The organism is Staphylococcus argenteus, from assembly GCF_000236925.1.
Taxonomy (GTDB): Bacteria; Bacillota; Bacilli; order Staphylococcales; family Staphylococcaceae; genus Staphylococcus; species Staphylococcus argenteus.
The window spans coordinates 2,175,312-2,195,875 of sequence record NC_016941.1 but is presented as its reverse complement, the minus strand read 5'-3'; the positions used below and the strand labels follow the sequence as shown (position 1 = coordinate 2,195,875).

Genomic DNA, 20,564 nt, shown 5'->3' with positions numbered 1-20,564 from the left:
AGTAAATGGCTATTAAACAAATTAGTAGCCAATCCGCTATAGATTATAAAAGAAAAAGGCGCACAACACTCACGTATATTGTGAGTGTGTGCTTTCTTTTTATTTGTGTTTATTTAAATATGGCGATTGGTTCATCAAAAATTAACTTTAGCGATATCGTACACTATCTTTCTGGTCATACCGATACAAAAGCGTCATTTTTATTACATAATGTACGCATGCCACGTATGATAGCAGGGCTATTTATTGGTGGTGCTTTAGCTGTATCAGGATTACTAATGCAAGCGATGACACGAAATCCACTTGCATCTCCAAAAATATTTGGTGTTAGTTCTGGTGCATCATTCGTCATTGTTTTAGTAACTATTATTATTCCTTCGTTAGAATATTATGCGCTATATTTAGGGGTAATTGGTGCGTTTGTAGGTGGTTTAACTGTTTACACGCTTTCAGGTGCTACAAAAGGAATGACACCAATTAAATTAGCTTTAGCTGGTATGGCAATCCATTTATTTTTTAGCAGTATGACTGAGGGAATCATTATTTTGAATGAAAACTCAAACGAGCAGGTCATGTTTTGGCTTGTCGGTTCACTATCAAGTATGAAATGGGATGAAATTTTAACAATATTACCATGGATTATTGGGGCTTTAATTGTAACTATCTTTATTGGAAGACAATTAACAATTATGGAACTCGGCGATGATATTGCTAAAGGTTTAGGACAAAATATTAATAAAGTTCGAATTATAATAGGGCTATTAGTAATTATACTTACGGGTATGTCTGTATCAGTAGCTGGGCCAATAGGATTTGTTGGTTTAATCGTGCCACATATCGTTAAACGATACGTAAGTAAGAATTATCTAGTGATGATTCCATTAACATTTATTATAGGTGCGAATTTATTACTTCTATCTGACGTTTTAAGTCGCTTAATTACGTATCCTTATGAATCACCAGTAGGTATTGTTACATCATTCGTAGGTGCACTTTACTTCTTATTTATAACAATTAGAGGGGTGAAAAGAATATGATGACAGCAAAATTGATACGTCGTTATAGTTTAATAGTAATCCTTTTAATTATTAGTATTTTCATCAGTTTATGCGTAGGGTCAGTAATGATTCATCCGATTGATGCAATAAAAGGAATATTTACGCAAGATGACTTTATTTTAAATGAGTATCGTATTCCACGAACGTTACTTGGAATTATTATAGGTAGTAGTCTTGCAATATCAGGGGCGATTATCCAAGCCGTAATTAGAAATCCGTTAGCCTCACCAGACGTCATTGGTATTTCTAAAGGTGCAAGTTTGGCAGCTGTTATCATTATTATGATTTTTCCAACAGCACCATTATTCGTGTTACCCATTGGCTCATTTTTAGGTGCATTTGCTGTAAGTTTATTTTTATCATTTTTAATTTCTAGGTATGACGTTAAAGGTTCGAAGCTGGCTTTAATTGGTTTGGCTATTGGTGCCATATGTACGGCAATCGTTCAATTTTTATTAATTAGAAATCCATTAGAAGCGAATAAAGCGCTAGTTTGGTTAACAGGTAGTTTATATGGACATGATATGTCTAATATTTATACGATATTGCCTTGGTTTATAATTACAATTCCAATTATCATTTTATTATGTTATCAATTAGATGTATTAAACTTAGGTGATGCTGTTGCTACGGCGCTTGGTTTAAAAGTTAAGACAATCAAAATGCTGTTATTAATATTAGCAGTAGTATTAGCTGGATCTGCAATATCTGTAGTAGGTGGTATTAGCTTTTTAGGTTTAATTGCACCACATATAGCGAGACAACTAATAGGGAATAAAACACTACATGTCATTATCATGTCAGGATTAATAGGGTCAATATTGTTAACGTTTGGCGATGGTTTGGCTCGTGGATTACATCCACCACTTGATATACCTGTGGGTGTTATCATTGCAATTATAGGTGCACCATACTTCTTAATATTATTACGTAGAATGAAATAATAAATATCGCTTTTTAATTTAAAGGTTAAGTACGAATGTTAAAATTGTACTTAACCTTTTTTAGAATTCACCTTGAAAAAACAGCAAGAATAGCGTATATTTAATTACTGTAATTATTCATTATTTTGCATACATAAACATTTTAGGCATTGAATTGATATGAAATATGATTGTTAAATGAATAGAATATTGTATATACTTAAAACGAATACATAGAGAAACGGATTGATTTTATGGATAGCTTTTCAAGGAAAGAGATAGTCATTGGGAGACTTAAATTTATCACGATGTCTTTAATAGGTATCTTGTTATTTCTAATACCTATACCGGTTGAACAAGATGGTCAAAAGCAAACAACATTACCAGTTGCATTCTTAGCTGGTGTACTTAAAGATGCATTAGGTGGTGTTATGCCAATATTAATTGTGACGATAATTACTTTATCAGGTATTTTAACGTTGATTTGTTCAACTATTTTAAAAGATAAATTGAAACCTGATGGTTTAATGAATAATGCTTTTAACGTAAGAATCGGATGGTTAATTTTACGTATACTAGCAGTGATATTTGCATGGATGACATTTTTACGTATTGGTTCAAAAGTAATATATTCAGATGAAACAGGCGGACTATTATTTTCAAGTTTATTGCCAACATTAGTAGCGGTATTCTTATTTGCAGCATTATTTTTACCGTTATTAATGGAATATGGATTGTTGGAGATGTTAGGTCCAATTTTTAGACCTGTTATGAGACCTTTATTTACATTACCTGGACGTTCGACAGTAGATAACTTAGCATCATTTATTGGAGATGGGACAGTTGGTGTGCTAATTACAAGTAGACAATATGGTGAGGGGTACTATTCTCGCCGTGAAGCAACAGTTATTTCAACGACATTCAGTGTTGTCTCTATAACGTTTGCCATCGTTGTTGCTGAAACAGTACACATGCAAAATCAATTTTTTGCTTTCTATTTGTCTGTTATCGTATCTTGTCTTGTTGCAGCTGTCATTATGCCAAGAATTTGGCCATTGAATAAAATTCCTGATGAATATGCTAAAGAAGTACCTGAAAGTGCGCGTACGGAAGCATTGCCAGAAGGTAAAAGTGCATTGAGACATGGGTTTGATACCGCAACAGAAGTAGGTATTAAAGCGCCAGGATTTATTGACTTTTTTAAATCTGGTTTAAAAACAGTCGTAGATATGTGGTTTGTTATTTTACCAGTCGTAATGAGTATTGGTACAATCGCTACAATTATTGCGAATTACACACCGTTTTTCGTTATTTTAGGTAAACCATTTGTGCCATTTTTAGAGTTAATGCAAATACCGGAAGCGGCACAAGCTTCCCAAACGATAATTATTGGTTTTGCTGACATGTTTTTACCTTCTATATTAATTGAAGGTGTACAAAATGATATAACTCGTTTTGTTATTGGTGCGCTTAGTATTTCACAATTAATCTACTTGTCTGAAGTAGGTGGCGTCATACTAGGTTCAAAGATTCCTGTAAGTATTGGCAAATTGTTTATGATTTTCTTAATCAGAACAATTATCACATTGCCGATTATTTCTTTGATGGCACATCTTTTGTTGTAAATATATATGGAAAAGGACAACTGTTAAAATTTGGGGAAACAGTTGTCCTTTCGTATATGTTTATGATGTTGTGTATGTCTCTGCTTGTTTAAAATGAATCAAAAAAATCATTCATGAAGCCCTCAATCATGAATGATTTTTTTATACAATTTATTTAGTTAATTCATTGTAAACTTTTTGATCGTTTTGAGTATAAATAATGTATTCGTGGTCTTCAGTATCGATAATAACGCGATTTGTTTTACCAAATGTTGAGCCGATTCTAGATACATCTTTGCTATCTAGTTTAGGAACTGCGTGAATATCTTGGTCTTGTGTAATATTTTTAATTTCACTTGTAGGAATTTTGATATCAGCAACTCTCCATTGAATACGCACTTCATTATTATCTTTCTTTACTGTCATTGCCATTATTCAAACACATCCTTTAAATATTTTGTAAATATATCATAAACGATTTTGTAATCGTTTTCAAGACTTTATGTGATACTTTTTTAAATTGTGTCATACTAATGAATTTGACACGAAAATATGTTCGTGTTTTTGGTGGAAATATGGTAAAATACGTATACTTAAGGAGAACGATTATGACAGGAAAAACACATGCATCATGCGGTATGCTCGTTGGGGCAATTACAACGCAATACTTTCAAACAGATATTTTTTCTTCAGTAACAATTATAATTTTAGCTACAATAGCTAGTTTGTTACCGGATATATGTCACACGCAAAGTAAAATTGGACGACGATTTAAGTTGGCTAGTTTTTTAATAAGATTAATTTTTGGTCATCGAACCTTTACACATTCAATATTATTTATAGGAATCATAACGATTTTATTACATATCATACAAACGCCTAGTTATTATATGGTAGCTATTATAATTGGTTTATTGTCACATGTTATACTTGATATGATGACACCTAAGGGCGTTAAGTTATTTTATCCATTACCATTTAATGTTAGGTTCCCTATACAATTTAAAACGGGTGGACTTGTAGACTTATCTTTAGCGACTGCATTAATGGTAGGGACAGTTTATGTTTTATTTCAACCTTTCATCAATGATATAATAAGCAATTGGAATACTAAGTTTTTTTAATGAAAAATGATACAAACTCATCAGGAGGCATAAAATGCTAGATAAAAATCAATTAGCTAAATATAAGCAAAATCATTTATGTGAGTATGAAAAATTAATGAGCAATAATGAAAAAGAAGCGTTAGAAGAGAAGGTGTCTTCTTTAGATTTAGAATTTATTGCTAAATTATATAATGATTTATATATCAATAAGAAAACAATTGATGATGTATCTTCAGTTTCAGAAGTGAAATACGATGTGAAATCAAAATTTAAAGATGAAGATATTAAACGTTTGGAAGAAAAAGGGTTACAAGCTATTAAAGAAGGACAGTTTGCAGTTCTTTTAATGGCTGGCGGACAAGGTACACGACTTGGTTATAAAGGGCCAAAAGGGTCATTTGAAATTGAAGGTGTTAGTTTATTTGAACTGCAAGCAAAGCAATTAAAGCAGTTGCAGCAACAAACTGGCCATGTGATTCAATGGTATATTATGACAAGTGATATTAACCATGAAGAAACATTACAATATTTTGAAGCGCATGATTACTTTGGCTATGAAAAAGAATCGATTCATTTCTTTAAACAAGACAATATTGTAGCGCTTAGCGAAGAAGGTAAATTAATTTTAAATCAGCAAGGTCGTATTATGGAAACACCAAATGGTAACGGTGGTGTATTTAAATCATTAGATAAAGCAGGATTCTTGGAAAAAATGTCAAATAATGGCGTTAAATATATTTTCTTAAATAACATAGACAATGTTTTAGTGAAAGTATTAGATCCTTTATTTGCAGGGTTTACTGTTGAACATGATTATGATATTACGTCAAAAACAATTCAACCAAATCCAGGTGAAAGTGTTGGACGTCTAGTTAATGTAGATTGTAAAGATACTGTTTTGGAGTATTCGGAGTTAGATCCAGAAGTTGCAAATCAATTTAATAATGCTAACATTGGCATTCACGCTTTCAAACTTGGTTTTATTTTAAACGCAGTAAATCGTGAATTACCTTATCATTTGGCTGTAAAAAATCTAAAACAATTAGATGAAAACTTTGGAATTATTGAACAATCAACTTTGAAATTTGAATTGTTCTATTTCGATATATTCACATATGGAACAAGTTTTGTAACACTACAAGTACCTCGAGAAGAAGAGTTTTCACCTCTTAAAAATAAAGAAGGTAAAGACAGTGTTGCTACTGCAACAGAAGATTTACGTAGAATGGGATTAATTTAATGGTAGGCGGTGACTATGATGTCCAAATCAAGAAAAAAGGCTAATGACACAATTGTAGAAACATTTAAGGATATCATTCCATTATCGTTTGGAGAAGAAATTGGTAATGCAGCATCTCATGGTGTAGCAGCGTTATTAACATTACTAGTTTTACCGTATGCGGCAGTTCATAGTTACATTATGAACGGTACTTTAGGTTCGGTAAGTATGTCCATCTATGTTATTTCAATTTTTATGATGTTTATGTCATCTACAATTTATCATTCTATGCAGAATGAAACGCCACATAAATATATATTAAGAATTATTGACCACAGCATGATTTATGTTGCAATATCAGGAACCTATACACCGATTTTATTAACAGTAGTAGGTGGATGGATTGGTTGGACAGTCTTTATTTTGCTATGGGGAACAACGCTGTGGGGTATTTTATATAAATCTATTGCAGTTAATGTCAATCATAGGCTAAGTTTAATCGTATACTTAGTAATGGGATGGGTTGGTATAATATTGCTGCCTATCATATTTATTCGTACCTCATGGATATTTATTTTATTCATATTCTTAGGTGGAGTATCTTATACAATCGGTGCATGGTTTTATGCCCAAAAGAATAGACCTTATTTCCATATGATTTGGCATATTTTTATTGTCATAGCATCAATATTGCATTTGATTGCAATTTTATATTTTATGTAAATTTGTTTTTTTGTGAAAGGTGGAGGGGACTCCGCTTTTTTTATTCCTCAAATCATTCTAATAGAGGATTGTTTAGAATTAATAATATCGTTATGATTTGAAAGTTGAAAATATATTTATATACATAAGTCGGAAAATTTTATTTTTCAAAAAAGGAGGCCTATCATGCGTTTGAAATCCATTGTAACAGTAATAGCGTTAATTTTAATCATGTTTATGGCAGCTATAGAATCATCTATTATCTCACTTGCTTTACCTACAATAAAGAAAGATTTAGATGCAGGAAATCTAATATCTTTAATATTTACAGCATATTTTATCGCGTTAGTTATTGCGAACCCGATAGTAGGAGAATTACTTTCAAGGTTTAAAATTATTTATGTCGCAATTGCTGGGTTGCTTTTATTTAGTATAGGTAGTTTAATGTCAGGTTTAAGTACCATTTTTACTATGCTAATAATTTCAAGAGTAATACAAGGGTTTGGCTCAGGTGTGTTGATGTCATTGTCGCAAATTGTGCCGAAATTAGCGTTTGCAATACCGTTACGATATAAAATAATGGGCATTGTGGGTAGCGTATGGGGCATTTCAAGTATTATTGGACCATTATTAGGAGGCGGAATTTTAGAATTTGCTTCGTGGCATTGGCTATTCTACATTAATATTCCAATCGCTATTATTGCTATCATATTAGTCATTTGGACATTTCATTTTCCTGAAGAAGAAACGGTTGCTGAAACAAAATTCGATACTAAAGGACTTTCGTTATTTTATGTATTTATTGGATTGATTATGTTCGCTTTATTAAACCAACAGGTGCTTTTCTTAAATCTTTTGAGTTTTGTCCTTGCAGTTATTGTGGTAATTCGATTATTTAAGGTTGAAAATAATGTATCTTCACCGTTTTTACCAGTAATGGAATTTAATCGATCTATAACTTTAGTATTTATAACAGATCTTTTAACGGCGATTTGCTTAATGGGATTCAATTTATACATTCCTGTATATCTCCAAGAGCAATTAGGGTTATCACCATTACAAAGTGGATTAGTTATTTTTCCTTTATCGGTAGCATGGATAACATTGAATTTTAATTTACATCATATAGAAGCTAAATTATCAAGAAAAGCACTTTATTTACTTTCATTTACGTTGTTATTATTAAGTAGTATTATCATTGCATTTGGTATTAAATTGCCATTGCTGATTGCAGCAGTATTGATATTAGCAGGGTTGAGTTTTGGATATATTTATACGAAAGATAGTGTGATCGTACAAGAAGAAACAAGCCCAATACAAATGAAAAAAATGATGTCATTTTACGGATTGACTAAAAATCTAGGTGCATCAATAGGGTCAACGATTATGGGATACCTTTATGCGTTACAATCCGGATTATTCGGTTCTAATCTTCATAATGTTTTAGGTGTTGTTTCTATAATATGTATTGGTCTTATTTTTGTCTGGATTAAATTTTTCAAAGAATATCCAACACAAACAAAAGAATAGAATTATATTTAAAATTGATGTAGTGTAATTAAAGTAAGAAATAATAAATTTACTTGACTCTAGTTAAATAGATTGCAATATATGTAATTAACTTTTGGATACTTGATATTAAGGAGGGCAATGATTGTGAACTTTTTCAAGCATAAATTTTATAATTTATTAACTACAATGATTGTTCTCTTTGTGTTTGTGTTGTCCGGTGCAATTTTTTTAACATTTCTAGGTTTTGGACTTTATGGTCTTAGCAGGATACTTATATACTTTAGGTTAGGTGATTTCACGTATAATAGAAATATGTATGATAATTTATTGTATTACGGTAGTTATATCATATTTGGTTATTTTATCATTTTTGCAGTCGAACATTTAATGGATTATTTTAGAAAGATGCTTCCTGAAAATGCATATTTTAGAGGAGCAACATTCCATTTAATATCTTATACGGTTGCTACTACATTATTTTATTTCATTATTCATTTACATTATGTGTATATTAATATTGATTTTTGGGTCATCATGGTAATCATAGGCTTTCTTTATGTATGTAAACTTCAATTTTACCCTGAAAGTAAAAATCTCAATAATAGAAAATAAACATTTGGAGTTTGGGGCATATTTAGATGTTCCAAATTCTTTTTATTAAATTGAATTATGTGACACGATGTGTTTGAGTAACTAATTAGTGGTATTTAAAATATTATATTGATATCAATGGGTTAAAATTTGTGCGTTGTTTTGGTGTATAAAAGTTAAATATAAATTTGGTGAAAGGAGGAAATACAATGTCCAATGTTCAATTATCAACTCGTAGACGAAATTTTATAGTAGCTGTCATGTTAATAAGTGCATTTGTAGCAATATTGAATCAAACCTTATTAAATACAGCACTACCTAGTATAATGAGAGAGTTAAATATTAATGAAAGTACATCACAATGGTTAGTGACAGGTTTTATGCTTGTAAATGGTGTCATGATACCTTTAACTGCATATTTAATGGATAGAATCAAAACCAAACCATTATATCTAGCGGCTATGGGAACATTTTTAATAGGTTCTATTGTAGCAGCTATAGCGCCGAACTTTGGTGTTTTGATGTTAGCTCGAGTTATACAAGCTATGGGCGCTGGTGTGCTGATGCCATTAATGCAATTTACATTATTTACGTTGTTTAGTAAAGAGCATAGAGGATTTGCCATGGGATTAGCTGGTTTAGTGATTCAATTTGCACCAGCAATCGGTCCAACAGTTACTGGTTTAATTATTGATCAAGCAAGCTGGCGAGTGCCATTCATTATAATAGTAGGTATCGCATTAGTAGCATTTGTATTCGGTTTAGTTACAATTTCAAGTTATAATGAAGTAAAATATACGAAATTAGATAAACGCTCAGTGATGTATTCAACTATCGGTTTCGGATTAATGTTATATGCGTTCAGTAGTGCAGGTGATTTAGGATTTAACAGTCCAATAGTTATCAGTGTAATGTTAATTAGTTCTTTAATCATTTATCTATTTATACGAAGACAATTTAATATAAGTAACCCACTTTTAAATTTAAGTGTTTTTAAAAATCGAACATTTGCGTTTTGCACGATGAGTTCAATGATTATTATGATGTCAATGGTAGGTCCAGCATTATTAATCCCACTTTATGTTCAAAATAGTTTAGCTTTATCTGCATTGCTATCAGGCCTCGTAATTATGCCTGGTGCGATAATAAACGGTATTATGTCGGTATTTACAGGTAAATTTTATGATAAATACGGACCTAGACCATTAATTTATACTGGTTTTACAATATTGACAATTACTACGATAATGTTATGTTTCTTACACACAGACACGTCATATACGTATTTAATTATAGTTTATGCCATTAGAATGTTTTCAGTCTCTTTATTAATGATGCCAATTAACACGACTGGTATAAATTCTTTGAAAAATGAGGAAATCTCTCATGGTACGGCAATCATGAATTTTGGTCGTGTGATGGCAGGGTCATTAGGAACAGCATTAATGGTTACATTGATGAGTTTTGGTGCAAAAATATTTTCAACTTCATCATCATCTTCGCATTTATCTGGAACTGAAATAAAGCAACAATCAATAGCAATTGGTGTAGATATTTCATTTGCGTTTGTATCAGTTTTAGTTATCATTGCATTTGCGATTTCGCTTTTTATTAAAGAATCAGAAACACTAGAAACTAATAGAAGAAAGTTTTAAAAAAATTGCAACAGTTGGTCTATTGAAATTAATAGGCTAACTTCTTTTTTTATTTAATAAAAAGTTTTATACTTTTATTGATAGACTACGTAAAAATTGATATTTGTAATTATGTAGATATTTTAAAAAGGTTAAGGGGGATTTACTTTGTTAACGGTAGATCAAGTAAAAGAATTAGTAGGAGAAATTAAAGATCCTATTATAGATGTACCTTTAAAAGAGACAGAAGGTATTGTAGAAGTTTCTATTAAAGAAGAAAAAGAACATGTAAGTGTTAAACTAGCAATGGCACAATTGGGGGGAGCACCTCAATTAGATTTACAAATGGCTGTTGTTAATGTTTTAAAAGAAAATGGTGCGAAAACTGTGGGCATTCGTTTTGAAACATTACCAGAAGATAAAGTAAATCAATTTAAACCGAAAGAAGAAAATAAGCCAAAAACTATTGAAGGACTTTTATCACAAAATAATCCAGTTGAGTTTATCGCAATAGCATCTGGTAAAGGTGGCGTTGGTAAATCTACTGTTGCAGTCAATTTAGCAGTTGCATTAGCTCGTGAAGGTAAAAAAGTAGGATTAGTCGATGCTGATATATATGGATTTAGCGTTCCAGATATGATGGGAATAGATGAAAAACCTGGTATCAAAGGAAAGGAAGTTATCCCTGTTGAACGCCACGGCGTTAAAGTTATTTCAATGGCGTTTTTTGTCGAAGAAAATGCACCAGTAATATGGAGAGGGCCAATGTTAGGTAAAATGTTAACGAATTTCTTTACAGAAGTTAAATGGGGAGACATTGAATATCTAATTCTGGATCTTCCACCTGGAACTGGTGATGTAGCACTTGATGTACATACGATGTTACCTTCAAGTAAAGAAATAATTGTTACAACGCCACATCCAACAGCAGCATTCGTTGCTGCTCGAGCTGGTGCTATGGCGAAGCATACAGAGCACTCTATTTTAGGTGTTATAGAAAACATGAGTTATTTTGAGAGTAAAGAAACAGGTAATAAAGAGTATGTATTCGGAAAAGGCGGTGGAACTAAGTTAGCTGATGAGCTAAATACACAGTTGCTTGGGGAATTACCATTAGAACAACCGTCTTGGAACCCAAAAGATTTCTCACCTTCTATTTATCAACCTGATGATCGATTAGGTAAAATATATAGCTCTATTGCACAAAAAGTTATAGCATCAACAAATAAATAGGTATAAAATAAGCTAAACGTACAAAATTACTTTTATTTTGTACGTTTTTATATTGAATTGTTATAGAATGCTGGTAAAATAAATTCTTGTGTTAAGCAGTCATGTTTTGAAAAGAAACATGAATAATAAACACGAAAAGTTTTTAAGAAAGTTATTGACTTTAAAATCTAAAGTTGGTAATATTAAAAAGTCGTCAAAAACGGCAAGTTGTTTTTAAAGAAGTATTTCAAAAGTGTAAAACTTACTATTGAAACTACTATAAAAACAATATAAAATAAATAAAGTAATCGTTCAAAAAGTTATTGACTTCCAAAAATAAACGAAGTATAATAAAAGAGATTGAACATTAATGAACATTGAAAACTGAATGACAATATGTCAACGTTAATTCCAAAAACGTAACTATTAGTTACAAACATTATTTAGTATTTATGAGCTAATCAAACATCATAATTTTTATGGAGAGTTTGATCCTGGCTCAGGATGAACGCTGGCGGCGTGCCTAATACATGCAAGTCGAGCGAACGGACGAGAAGCTTGCTTCTCTGATGTTAGCGGCGGACGGGTGAGTAACACGTGGATAACCTACCTATAAGACTGGGATAACTTCGGGAAACCGGAGCTAATACCGGATAATGTTTTGAACCGCATGGTTCAAAAGTGAAAGACGGTCTTGCTGTCACTTATAGATGGATCCGCGCTGCATTAGCTAGTTGGTAAGGTAACGGCTTACCAAGGCAACGATGCATAGCCGACCTGAGAGGGTGATCGGCCACACTGGAACTGAGACACGGTCCAGACTCCTACGGGAGGCAGCAGTAGGGAATCTTCCGCAATGGGCGAAAGCCTGACGGAGCAACGCCGCGTGAGTGATGAAGGTCTTCGGATCGTAAAACTCTGTTATTAGGGAAGAACATATGTGTAAGTAACTGTGCACATCTTGACGGTACCTAATCAGAAAGCCACGGCTAACTACGTGCCAGCAGCCGCGGTAATACGTAGGTGGCAAGCGTTATCCGGAATTATTGGGCGTAAAGCGCGCGTAGGCGGTTTTTTAAGTCTGATGTGAAAGCCCACGGCTCAACCGTGGAGGGTCATTGGAAACTGGAAAACTTGAGTGCAGAAGAGGAAAGTGGAATTCCATGTGTAGCGGTGAAATGCGCAGAGATATGGAGGAACACCAGTGGCGAAGGCGACTTTCTGGTCTGTAACTGACGCTGATGTGCGAAAGCGTGGGGATCAAACAGGATTAGATACCCTGGTAGTCCACGCCGTAAACGATGAGTGCTAAGTGTTAGGGGGTTTCCGCCCCTTAGTGCTGCAGCTAACGCATTAAGCACTCCGCCTGGGGAGTACGACCGCAAGGTTGAAACTCAAAGGAATTGACGGGGACCCGCACAAGCGGTGGAGCATGTGGTTTAATTCGAAGCAACGCGAAGAACCTTACCAAATCTTGACATCCTTTGACAACTCTAGAGATAGAGCCTTCCCCTTCGGGGGACAAAGTGACAGGTGGTGCATGGTTGTCGTCAGCTCGTGTCGTGAGATGTTGGGTTAAGTCCCGCAACGAGCGCAACCCTTAAGCTTAGTTGCCATCATTAAGTTGGGCACTCTAAGTTGACTGCCGGTGACAAACCGGAGGAAGGTGGGATGACGTCAAATCATCATGCCCCTTATGATTTGGGCTACACACGTGCTACCATGGACAATACAAAGGGCAGCGAAACGNCGAGGTCAAGCAAATCCCATAAAGTNGTTCTCAGTTCGGATTGTAGTCTGCAACTCGACTACATGAAGCTGGAATCGCTAGTAATCGTAGATCAGCATGCTACGGTGAATACGTTCCCGGGTCTTGTACACACCGCCCGTCACACCACGAGAGTTTGTAACACCCGAAGCCGGTGGAGTAACCTTTTAGGAGCTAGCCGTCGAAGGTGGGACAAATGATTGGGGTGAAGTCGTAACAAGGTAGCCGTATCGGAAGGTGCGGCTGGATCACCTCCTTTCTAAGGATATATTCGGAACATCTTCTTCAGAAGATGCGGAATAACGTGACATATTGTATTCAGTTTTGAATGTTTATTTAACATTCATTTTTATTTGTACATTGAAAACTAGATAAGTAAGTAAAATATAGATTTTACCAAGCAAAACCGAGTGAATAAAGAGTTTTAAATAAGCTTGAATTCATAAGAAATAATCGCTAGTGTTCGAAAGAACACTCACAAGATTAATAACGCGTTTAAATCTTTTTATAAAAGAAAACGTTTAGCAGACAATGAGTTAAATTATTTGAAAGCGGAGTTTACTTCTGTAAATGAGCATTTTAAATAATGAAAACGAAACAGTATGTGAGCGTTTGACTTATAAAAATGGTGGAAACATAGATTAAGTTATTAAGGGCGCACGGTGGATGCCTTGGCACTAGAAGCCGATGAAGGACGTTACTAACGACGATATGCTTTGGGGAGCTGTAAGTAAGCTTTGATCCAGAGATTTCCGAATGGGGAAACCCAACATGAGTTATGTCATGTTATCGATATGTGAATACATAGCATATCAGAAGGCACACCCGGAGAACTGAAACATCTTAGTACCCGGAGGAAGAGAAAGAAAATTCGATTCCCTTAGTAGCGGCGAGCGAAACGGGAAGAGCCCAAACCAACAAGCTTGCTTGTTGGGGTTGTAGGACACTCTATACGGAGTTACAAAGGACGACATTAGACGAATCATCTGGAAAGATGAATCAAAGAAGGTAATAATCCTGTAGTCGAAAATGTTGTCTCTCTTGAGTGGATCCTGAGTACGACGGAGCACGTGAAATTCCGTCGGAATCTGGGAGGACCATCTCCTAAGGCTAAATACTCTCTAGTGACCGATAGTGAACCAGTACCGTGAGGGAAAGGTGAAAAGCACCCCGGAAGGGGAGTGAAATAGAACCTGAAACCGTGTGCTTACAAGTAGTCAGAGCCCGTTAATGGGTGATGGCGTGCCTTTTGTAGAATGAACCGGCGAGTTACGATTTGATGCAAGGTTAAGCAGTAAATGTGGAGCCGTAGCGAAAGCGAGTCTGAATAGGGCGTTTAGTATTTGGTCGTAGACCCGAAACCAGGTGATCTACCCTTGGTCAGGTTGAAGTTCAGGTAACACTGAATGGAGGACCGAACCGACTTACGTTGAAAAGTGAGCGGATGAACTGAGGGTAGCGGAGAAATTCCAATCGAACCTGGAGATAGCTGGTTCTCTCCGAAATAGCTTTAGGGCTAGCCTCAAGTGATGATTATTGGAGGTAGAGCACTGTTTGGACGAGGGGCCCCTCTCGGGTTACCGAATTCAGACAAACTCCGAATGCCAATTAATTTAACTTGGGAGTCAGAACATGGGTGATAAGGTCCGTGTTCGAAAGGGAAACAGCCCAGACCACCAGCTAAGGTCCCAAAATATATGTTAAGTGGAAAAGGATGTGGCGTTGCCCAGACAACTAGGATGTTGGCTTAGAAGCAGCCATCATTTAAAGAGTGCGTAATAGCTCACTAGTCGAGTGACACTGCGCCGAAAATGTACCGGGGCTAAACATATTACCGAAGCTGTGGATTGTCCTTTGGACAATGGTAGGAGAGCGTTCTAAGGGCGTTGAAGCATGATCGTAAGGACATGTGGAGCGCTTAGAAGTGAGAATGCCGGTGTGAGTAGCGAAAGACGGGTGAGAATCCCGTCCACCGATTGACTAAGGTTTCCAGAGGAAGGCTCGTCCGCTCTGGGTTAGTCGGGTCCTAAGCTGAGGCCGACAGGCGTAGGCGATGGATAACAGGTTGATATTCCTGTACCACCTATAATCGTTTTAATCGATGGGGGGACGCAGTAGGATAGGCGAAGCGTGCGATTGGATTGCACGTCTAAGCAGTAAGGCTGAGTATTAGGCAAATCCGGTACTCATTAAGGCTGAGCTGTGATGGGGAGAAGACATTGTGTCTTCGAGTCGTTGATTTCACACTGCCGAGAAAAGCCTCTAGATAGAAAATAGGTGCCCGTACCGCAAACCGACACAGGTAGTCAAGATGAGAATTCTAAGGTGAGCGAGCGAACTCTCGTTAAGGAACTCGGCAAAATGACCCCGTAACTTCGGGAGAAGGGGTGCTCTTTAGGGTTAACGCCCAGAAGAGCCGCAGTGAATAGGCCCAAGCGACTGTTTATCAAAAACACAGGTCTCTGCTAAACCGTAAGGTGATGTATAGGGGCTGACGCCTGCCCGGTGCTGGAAGGTTAAGAGGAGTGTTAGCTTCTGCGAAGCTACGAATCGAAGCCCCAGTAAACGGCGGCCGTAACTATAACGGTCCTAAGGTAGCGAAATTCCTTGTCGGGTAAGTTCCGACCCGCACGAAAGGCGTAACGATTTGGGCACTGTCTCAACGAGAGACTCGGTGAAATCATAGTACCTGTGAAGATGCAGGTTACCCGCGACAGGACGGAAAGACCCCGTGGAGCTTTACTGTAGCCTGATATTGAAATTCGGCACAGCTTGTACAGGATAGGTAGGAGCCTTTGAAACGTGAGCGCTAGCTTACGTGGAGGCGCTGGTGGGATACTACCCTAGCTGTGTTGGCTTTCTAACCCGCACCACTTATCGTGGTGGGAGACAGTGTCAGGCGGGCAGTTTGACTGGGGCGGTCGCCTCCTAAAAGGTAACGGAGGCGCTCAAAGGTTCCCTCAGAATGGTTGGAAATCATTCATAGAGTGTAAAGGCATAAGGGAGCTTGACTGCGAGACCTACAAGTCGAGCAGGGTCGAAAGACGGACTTAGTGATCCGGTGGTTCCGCATGGAAGGGCCATCGCTCAACGGATAAAAGCTACCCCGGGGATAACAGGCTTATCTCCCCCAAGAGTTCACATCGACGGGGAGGTTTGGCACCTCGATGTCGGCTCATCGCATCCTGGGGCTGTAGTCGGTCCCAAGGGTTGGGCTGTTCGCCCATTAAAGCGGTACGCGAGCTGGGTTCAGAACGTCGTGAGACAGTTCGGTCCCTATCCGTCGTGGGCGTAGGAAATTTGAGAGGAGCTGTCCTTAGTACGAGAGGACCGGGATGGACATACCTCTGGTGTACCAGTTGTCGTGCCAACGGCATAGCTGGGTAGCTATGTGTGGACGGGATAAGTGCTGAAAGCATCTAAGCATGAAGCCCCCCTCAAGATGAGATTTCCCAACTTCGGTTATAAGATCCCTCAAAGATGATGAGGTTAATAGGTTCGAGGTGGAAGCATGGTGACATGTGGAGCTGACGAATACTAATCGATCGAAGACTTAATCAAAATAAATGTTTTGCGAAGCAAAATCACTTTTACTTACTATCTAGTTTTGAATGTATAAACTACGTTCATATGTCTGGTGACTATAGCAAGGAGGTCACACCTGTTCCCATGCCGAACACAGAAGTTAAGCTCCTTAGCGTCGATGGTAGTTGGACTTACGTTCCGCTAGAGTAGAACGTTGCCAGGCTATATATTATTCCACAGTAGCTCAGTGGTAGAGCTATCGGCTGTTAACCGATCGGTCGTAGGTTCGAGTCCTACCTGTGGAGCCATGGCTCCTTGGTCAAGCGGTTAAGACACCGCCCTTTCACGGCGGTAACACGGGTTCGAGTCCCGTAGGAGTCATTATTTTGGAGAATTAGCTCAGCTGGGAGAGCATCTGCCTTACAAGCAGAGGGTCGGCGGTTCGAACCCGTCATTCTCCACCATTTTGATTAATTGAATAAGCTGGAGGGGTAGCGAAGTGGCTAAACGCGGCGGACTGTAAATCCGCTCCTTCGGGTTCGGCAGTTCGAATCTGCCCCCCTCCACCATCTATATATTGGGCTATAGCCAAGCGGTAAGGCAACGGACTTTGACTCCGTCACTCGTTGGTTCGAATCCAGCTAGCCCAGCCATTAGAGCCATTAGCTCAGTTGGTAGAGCATCTGACTTTTAATCAGAGGGTCAGAGGTTCGAATCCTCTATGGCTCACTACTTGCACTTTCCATTTTTTTGGAAAGTGCTTTTTTATTCTTTTTTAGGTTAGAGGTATTGCTTGATTATAGTAAGCGCATACATTATTCTGAAATTATGTATAACAAAGGGGGGCAATTATGAGTAAGACAAAGGCTATAGATATAATTGGTGTACCATCAACATTTGGACAAAGAAAGCTTGGTGTTGACTTAGGTCCAACTGCAATTAGATATGCAGGATTAATTCCGCGCATGAAGCAATTGGATCTAGAGATTTATGATCAAGGGGATATTGAGGTACCATCATTAGATATAGAAAAATTTCAAAGTGAACAAAATGGTTTAAGAAACTATGACGAAATTTTAGAGGTTACAAAGAACCTAAATAAAAAAGTTTCAGAGTCAATTGAAAATCATAGATTCCCGCTTGTTCTTGGGGGAGACCATTCTATTGCAGTTGGTTCTGTCTCGGCGATAAGTAAACATTATAATAACTTAGGCGTGATTTGGTATGACGCTCATGGTGATTTGAATATTCCAGAAGAATCTCCAAGTGGAAATATTCATGGAATGCCTCTACGAGTTTTAACGGGTGAAGGACCTAAAGAATTATTAGAGTTTAATGTAAATAAAGTAAAACCAGAGAATATCGTTTTAATTGGTATGAGAGATTTAGATAAAGGTGAAAGACAATTTATTAAAGATAATGACATTAAAACTTTTACAATGGCTGATATAGATAAGCTAGGTATAAAAGAAGTTATTGAAAATACATTAACATATTTAAAGTCACGTAATATTGATGGTTTACATTTATCATTAGATGTTGATGCACTAGATCCTTTAGAAACACCTGGTACAGGAACAAGAGTTTTAGGAGGACTTAGTTATAGAGAAAGTCATTTCGCATTGGAGTTATTACACCAATCACAATTAGTAACTTCAATGGATTTAGTTGAAGTCAATCCACTAATCGATCACAATAATCATACTGCAGAGCAGGCAGTTTCATTAATTGGAACATTTTTTGGTGAAACATTATTATAAATAAATGATTTGTAGTGTATAAAGTATCTTTAACTTTTTGCACTACTTTTTTAATTCACTAAAAAGAAATTGGGTACTTAAAAACTTTAAAATAAATTTTTTCAATTTAAAAATGTGTTCGTATGACAGTGCTGTAAATGATTGGTATAATGGGTATTATGGAAAAATATTACCCGGAGGAGATGTTATGGATTTTTCCAACTTTTTTCAAAACCTCAGTACGTTAAAAATAGTAACGAGTATCCTTGATTTACTTATTGTTTGGTATGTACTTTATCTTCTTATTACAGTCTTTAAGGGAACTAAAGCGATACAATTACTTAAAGGGATATTAGTAATTGTTATAGGCCAACAGATAAGTATGATATTAAACTTGACTGCGACATCTAAATTATTCGATATCGTTATTCAATGGGGAGTATTGGCTTTAATAGTTATATTCCAACCAGAAATTAGACGTGCACTAGAACAACTAGGTAGAGGTAGCTTTTTAAAACGTTATACGTCAAATACGTATAGTAAAGATGAAGAGAAATTGATTCAGTCTGTTTCAAAAGCTGTGCAATACATGGCTAAGAGACGTATAGGAGCCTTAATAGTCTTTGAAAAAGAAACAGGTCTACAAGATTATATTGAAACAGGTATTGCAATGGATTCAAATATTTCACAAGAACTATTGATAAATGTTTTTATACCTAATACACCTTTACATGATGGTGCAATGATCATTCAAGGAACTAAGATAGCAGCGGCAGCAAGTTATTTACCATTGTCTGATAGTGCTAAAATTTCTAAAAGTTTAGGAACAAGACATAGAGCTGCTGTAGGTATTTCAGAGGTATCTGATGCATTTACAGTCATCGTATCTGAAGAAACAGGTGATATTTCAGTGACATTTGATGGAAAATTGCGCCGAGACATTTCAAATGAAATTTTTGAAGAATTGCTAGCTGAACATTGGTTTGGCACACGTTTTCAAAAGAAAGGTGTGAAATAATATGCTGGAAAGTAAATGGGGCTTAAGATTTATTGCCTTTCTTTTGGCATTGTTTTTCTTTTTATCTGTTAACAATGTTTTTGGAAATATCTTTAATACTGGCAACCTTGGTCAAAAATCAAATAAGACGATTCAAGATGTACCAGTTGAAATTCTTTATAATTCAAAAGACTTACATTTAACAAAAGCACCTGAGACAGTTAATGTTACTATTTCAGGTCCGCAATCTAAAATATTAAAAATTGAAAACCCAGAAGATTTAAGAGTAGTAATTGATTTAACGAATGCAAAAGCAGGAAAATATCAAGAGAAATATCAAGTTAAAGGTTTATCCGATGACATCCATTATTCCGTTAAACCTAAAGTGGCTAATATTACACTTGAAAACAAAGTTACTAAAAAAATGACTGTTCAACCGGATGTAAGTCAAAGTGATGTTGATTCACTATACAAAATTACAAAACAAGAAGTGTCTCCTCAAACTGTTAAAGTAACTGGTGGAGAAGACCAATTGAAAGAAATTGCATACTTAAAAGCAACATTTAAAGGTAATAAAAAAATTACAGGTGACACAAAAGATGTTGCAGATGTAACTGCATTTGATAAAAAATTGAATAAATTAAATGTCTCAATTCAACCTAATGAAGTGAATTTACAAGTTAAAGTAGCACCATTTAGTAAAAAAGTAAAAGTAAATGTTAAACAAAAAGGTAGTTTAGCAGATGATAAAGAATTAAGCTCGATTGATTTAGAAGATAAAGAGATAGAAATCTTTGGTAGTCGTGATGACTTGCAAAATATAAGTGAAGTGGATGCAGAAGTAGATTTAGATGGTATTTCTGAATCAACTGAAAAAACTGTTAAGATTGATCTGCCAGATGGTGTAACTAAAGCAGAGCCAAGTGAAACAAAAGCTTATATCAATGTAAAATAAATAGCTAAAATAAAGGAGA

Annotated in this window: 14 protein-coding genes, 6 tRNA genes, 3 rRNA genes and 1 pseudogene; 23 read left to right on the top strand and 1 reads right to left on the bottom strand. The window is 35.9% G+C overall.

Annotation, left to right across the window (positions count from 1 at the left end; genetic code table 11):
* Nucleotides 1-5: 5 nt before the first annotated feature.
* The 3 genes from SAMSHR1132_RS10710 to SAMSHR1132_RS10700 all read left to right on the top strand — a co-directional run bounded on the left by SAMSHR1132_RS10710 (nt 6) and on the right by SAMSHR1132_RS10700 (nt 3,606).
* Nucleotides 6-1,037 carry a FecCD family ABC transporter permease gene (locus tag SAMSHR1132_RS10710; RefSeq protein ID WP_000985690.1) on the top strand — a complete coding sequence of 344 codons (1,032 nt, stop codon included), beginning with the start codon at nt 6-8 and terminating at the stop codon, nt 1,035-1,037.
* Nucleotides 1,034-2,002, top strand: a complete 969-nt coding sequence (locus SAMSHR1132_RS10705) for a FecCD family ABC transporter permease (RefSeq protein WP_000987999.1) — start codon at nt 1,034-1,036, stop codon at nt 2,000-2,002. Before SAMSHR1132_RS10710 ends, SAMSHR1132_RS10705 begins: the two co-directional genes overlap by 4 nt.
* 233 nt (nt 2,003-2,235) lie before the next feature.
* Nucleotides 2,236-3,606, top strand: a complete 1,371-nt coding sequence (locus SAMSHR1132_RS10700) for a YjiH family protein (protein WP_014373885.1) — start codon at nt 2,236-2,238, stop codon at nt 3,604-3,606.
* Nucleotides 3,607-3,756: 150 nt separating this feature from the next.
* On the opposite strand, the gene SAMSHR1132_RS10695 is transcribed toward SAMSHR1132_RS10700, so the two are convergent.
* On the bottom strand, nt 3,757-4,017 hold the full coding sequence (locus SAMSHR1132_RS10695) for a SunI/YnzG family protein (RefSeq protein WP_001251935.1): 261 nt from the start codon (nt 4,015-4,017) through the stop codon (nt 3,757-3,759).
* 176 nt (nt 4,018-4,193) lie between these two features.
* Between SAMSHR1132_RS10695 and SAMSHR1132_RS10690 the strand changes: the two genes are divergently transcribed.
* From SAMSHR1132_RS10690 to SAMSHR1132_RS10595, 20 genes and pseudogenes are all read left to right on the top strand, one after another.
* Nucleotides 4,194-4,709, top strand: a complete 516-nt coding sequence (locus SAMSHR1132_RS10690) for a metal-dependent hydrolase (RefSeq protein ID WP_000147087.1) — start codon at nt 4,194-4,196, stop codon at nt 4,707-4,709.
* A gap of 34 nt (nt 4,710-4,743) precedes the next feature.
* Complete coding sequence (locus tag SAMSHR1132_RS10685) at nt 4,744-5,931, top strand: UTP--glucose-1-phosphate uridylyltransferase (RefSeq protein ID WP_000884748.1); 1,188 nt, start codon at nt 4,744-4,746, stop codon at nt 5,929-5,931.
* An 18-nt stretch (nt 5,932-5,949) separates the two neighbouring features.
* Nucleotides 5,950-6,633 (top strand): PAQR family membrane homeostasis protein TrhA, encoded by a 684-nt coding sequence (gene trhA / locus SAMSHR1132_RS10680; protein ID WP_000047053.1) that lies wholly within the window; start codon nt 5,950-5,952, stop codon nt 6,631-6,633.
* Between the two features lie 165 nt (nt 6,634-6,798).
* Complete coding sequence (sdrM, locus tag SAMSHR1132_RS10675; protein ID WP_001237521.1) at nt 6,799-8,142, top strand: multidrug efflux MFS transporter SdrM; 1,344 nt, start codon at nt 6,799-6,801, stop codon at nt 8,140-8,142.
* Nucleotides 8,143-8,262: 120 nt separating this feature from the next.
* Complete coding sequence (sepA, locus tag SAMSHR1132_RS10670; RefSeq protein ID WP_042355600.1) at nt 8,263-8,736, top strand: multidrug efflux transporter SepA; 474 nt, start codon at nt 8,263-8,265, stop codon at nt 8,734-8,736.
* Between the two features lie 188 nt (nt 8,737-8,924).
* Entirely contained in the window at nt 8,925-10,370 is a 1,446-nt protein-coding gene (locus tag SAMSHR1132_RS10665; protein ID WP_000073287.1) for an MDR family MFS transporter, read from the top strand.
* Nucleotides 10,371-10,517: 147 nt separating this feature from the next.
* Nucleotides 10,518-11,582: an Mrp/NBP35 family ATP-binding protein gene (locus SAMSHR1132_RS10660; protein ID WP_000958535.1), complete on the top strand. Its 1,065-nt coding sequence runs from the start codon at nt 10,518-10,520 to the stop codon at nt 11,580-11,582.
* 118 nt (nt 11,583-11,700) lie between these two features.
* Nucleotides 11,701-11,855: pseudogene (locus tag SAMSHR1132_RS14470) on the top strand (hypothetical protein).
* 182 nt (nt 11,856-12,037) lie between these two features.
* Nucleotides 12,038-13,588: ribosomal RNA gene (locus SAMSHR1132_RS10650) — 16S ribosomal RNA — on the top strand.
* Between the two features lie 380 nt (nt 13,589-13,968).
* A 23S ribosomal RNA gene (locus SAMSHR1132_RS10645) occupies nt 13,969-16,890 on the top strand.
* A gap of 72 nt (nt 16,891-16,962) precedes the next feature.
* Nucleotides 16,963-17,077, top strand: a 5S ribosomal RNA gene (rrf, locus tag SAMSHR1132_RS10640).
* The 16S, 23S and 5S rRNA genes sit together here with 6 tRNA genes alongside, the layout of an rRNA operon.
* Before the next feature lie 10 nt (nt 17,078-17,087).
* Nucleotides 17,088-17,162, top strand: a tRNA-Asn gene (locus SAMSHR1132_RS10635).
* A gap of 1 nt (nt 17,163) precedes the next feature.
* Nucleotides 17,164-17,235: transfer RNA gene (locus tag SAMSHR1132_RS10630), tRNA-Glu, on the top strand.
* Nucleotides 17,236-17,242: 7 nt separating this feature from the next.
* Nucleotides 17,243-17,318: transfer RNA gene (locus tag SAMSHR1132_RS10625), tRNA-Val, on the top strand.
* A 21-nt stretch (nt 17,319-17,339) separates the two neighbouring features.
* A tRNA-Tyr gene (locus SAMSHR1132_RS10620) sits at nt 17,340-17,423 on the top strand.
* A gap of 9 nt (nt 17,424-17,432) precedes the next feature.
* A tRNA-Gln gene (locus SAMSHR1132_RS10615) sits at nt 17,433-17,507 on the top strand.
* Nucleotides 17,508-17,510: 3 nt separating this feature from the next.
* A tRNA-Lys gene (locus tag SAMSHR1132_RS10610) sits at nt 17,511-17,583 on the top strand.
* Nucleotides 17,584-17,705: 122 nt separating this feature from the next.
* Nucleotides 17,706-18,614: an arginase gene (gene rocF / locus SAMSHR1132_RS10605; protein WP_000047585.1), complete on the top strand. Its 909-nt coding sequence runs from the start codon at nt 17,706-17,708 to the stop codon at nt 18,612-18,614.
* Nucleotides 18,615-18,801: 187 nt separating this feature from the next.
* The gene (gene cdaA, locus SAMSHR1132_RS10600; RefSeq protein WP_000347894.1) at nt 18,802-19,611 is read left to right on the top strand and encodes a diadenylate cyclase CdaA; all 810 of its coding nucleotides are present in this window, start codon (nt 18,802-18,804) and stop codon (nt 19,609-19,611) included.
* Between the two features lies 1 nt (nt 19,612).
* Complete coding sequence (locus SAMSHR1132_RS10595) at nt 19,613-20,545, top strand: CdaR family protein (protein ID WP_000894024.1); 933 nt, start codon at nt 19,613-19,615, stop codon at nt 20,543-20,545.
* Nucleotides 20,546-20,564: the final 19 nt, after the last annotated feature.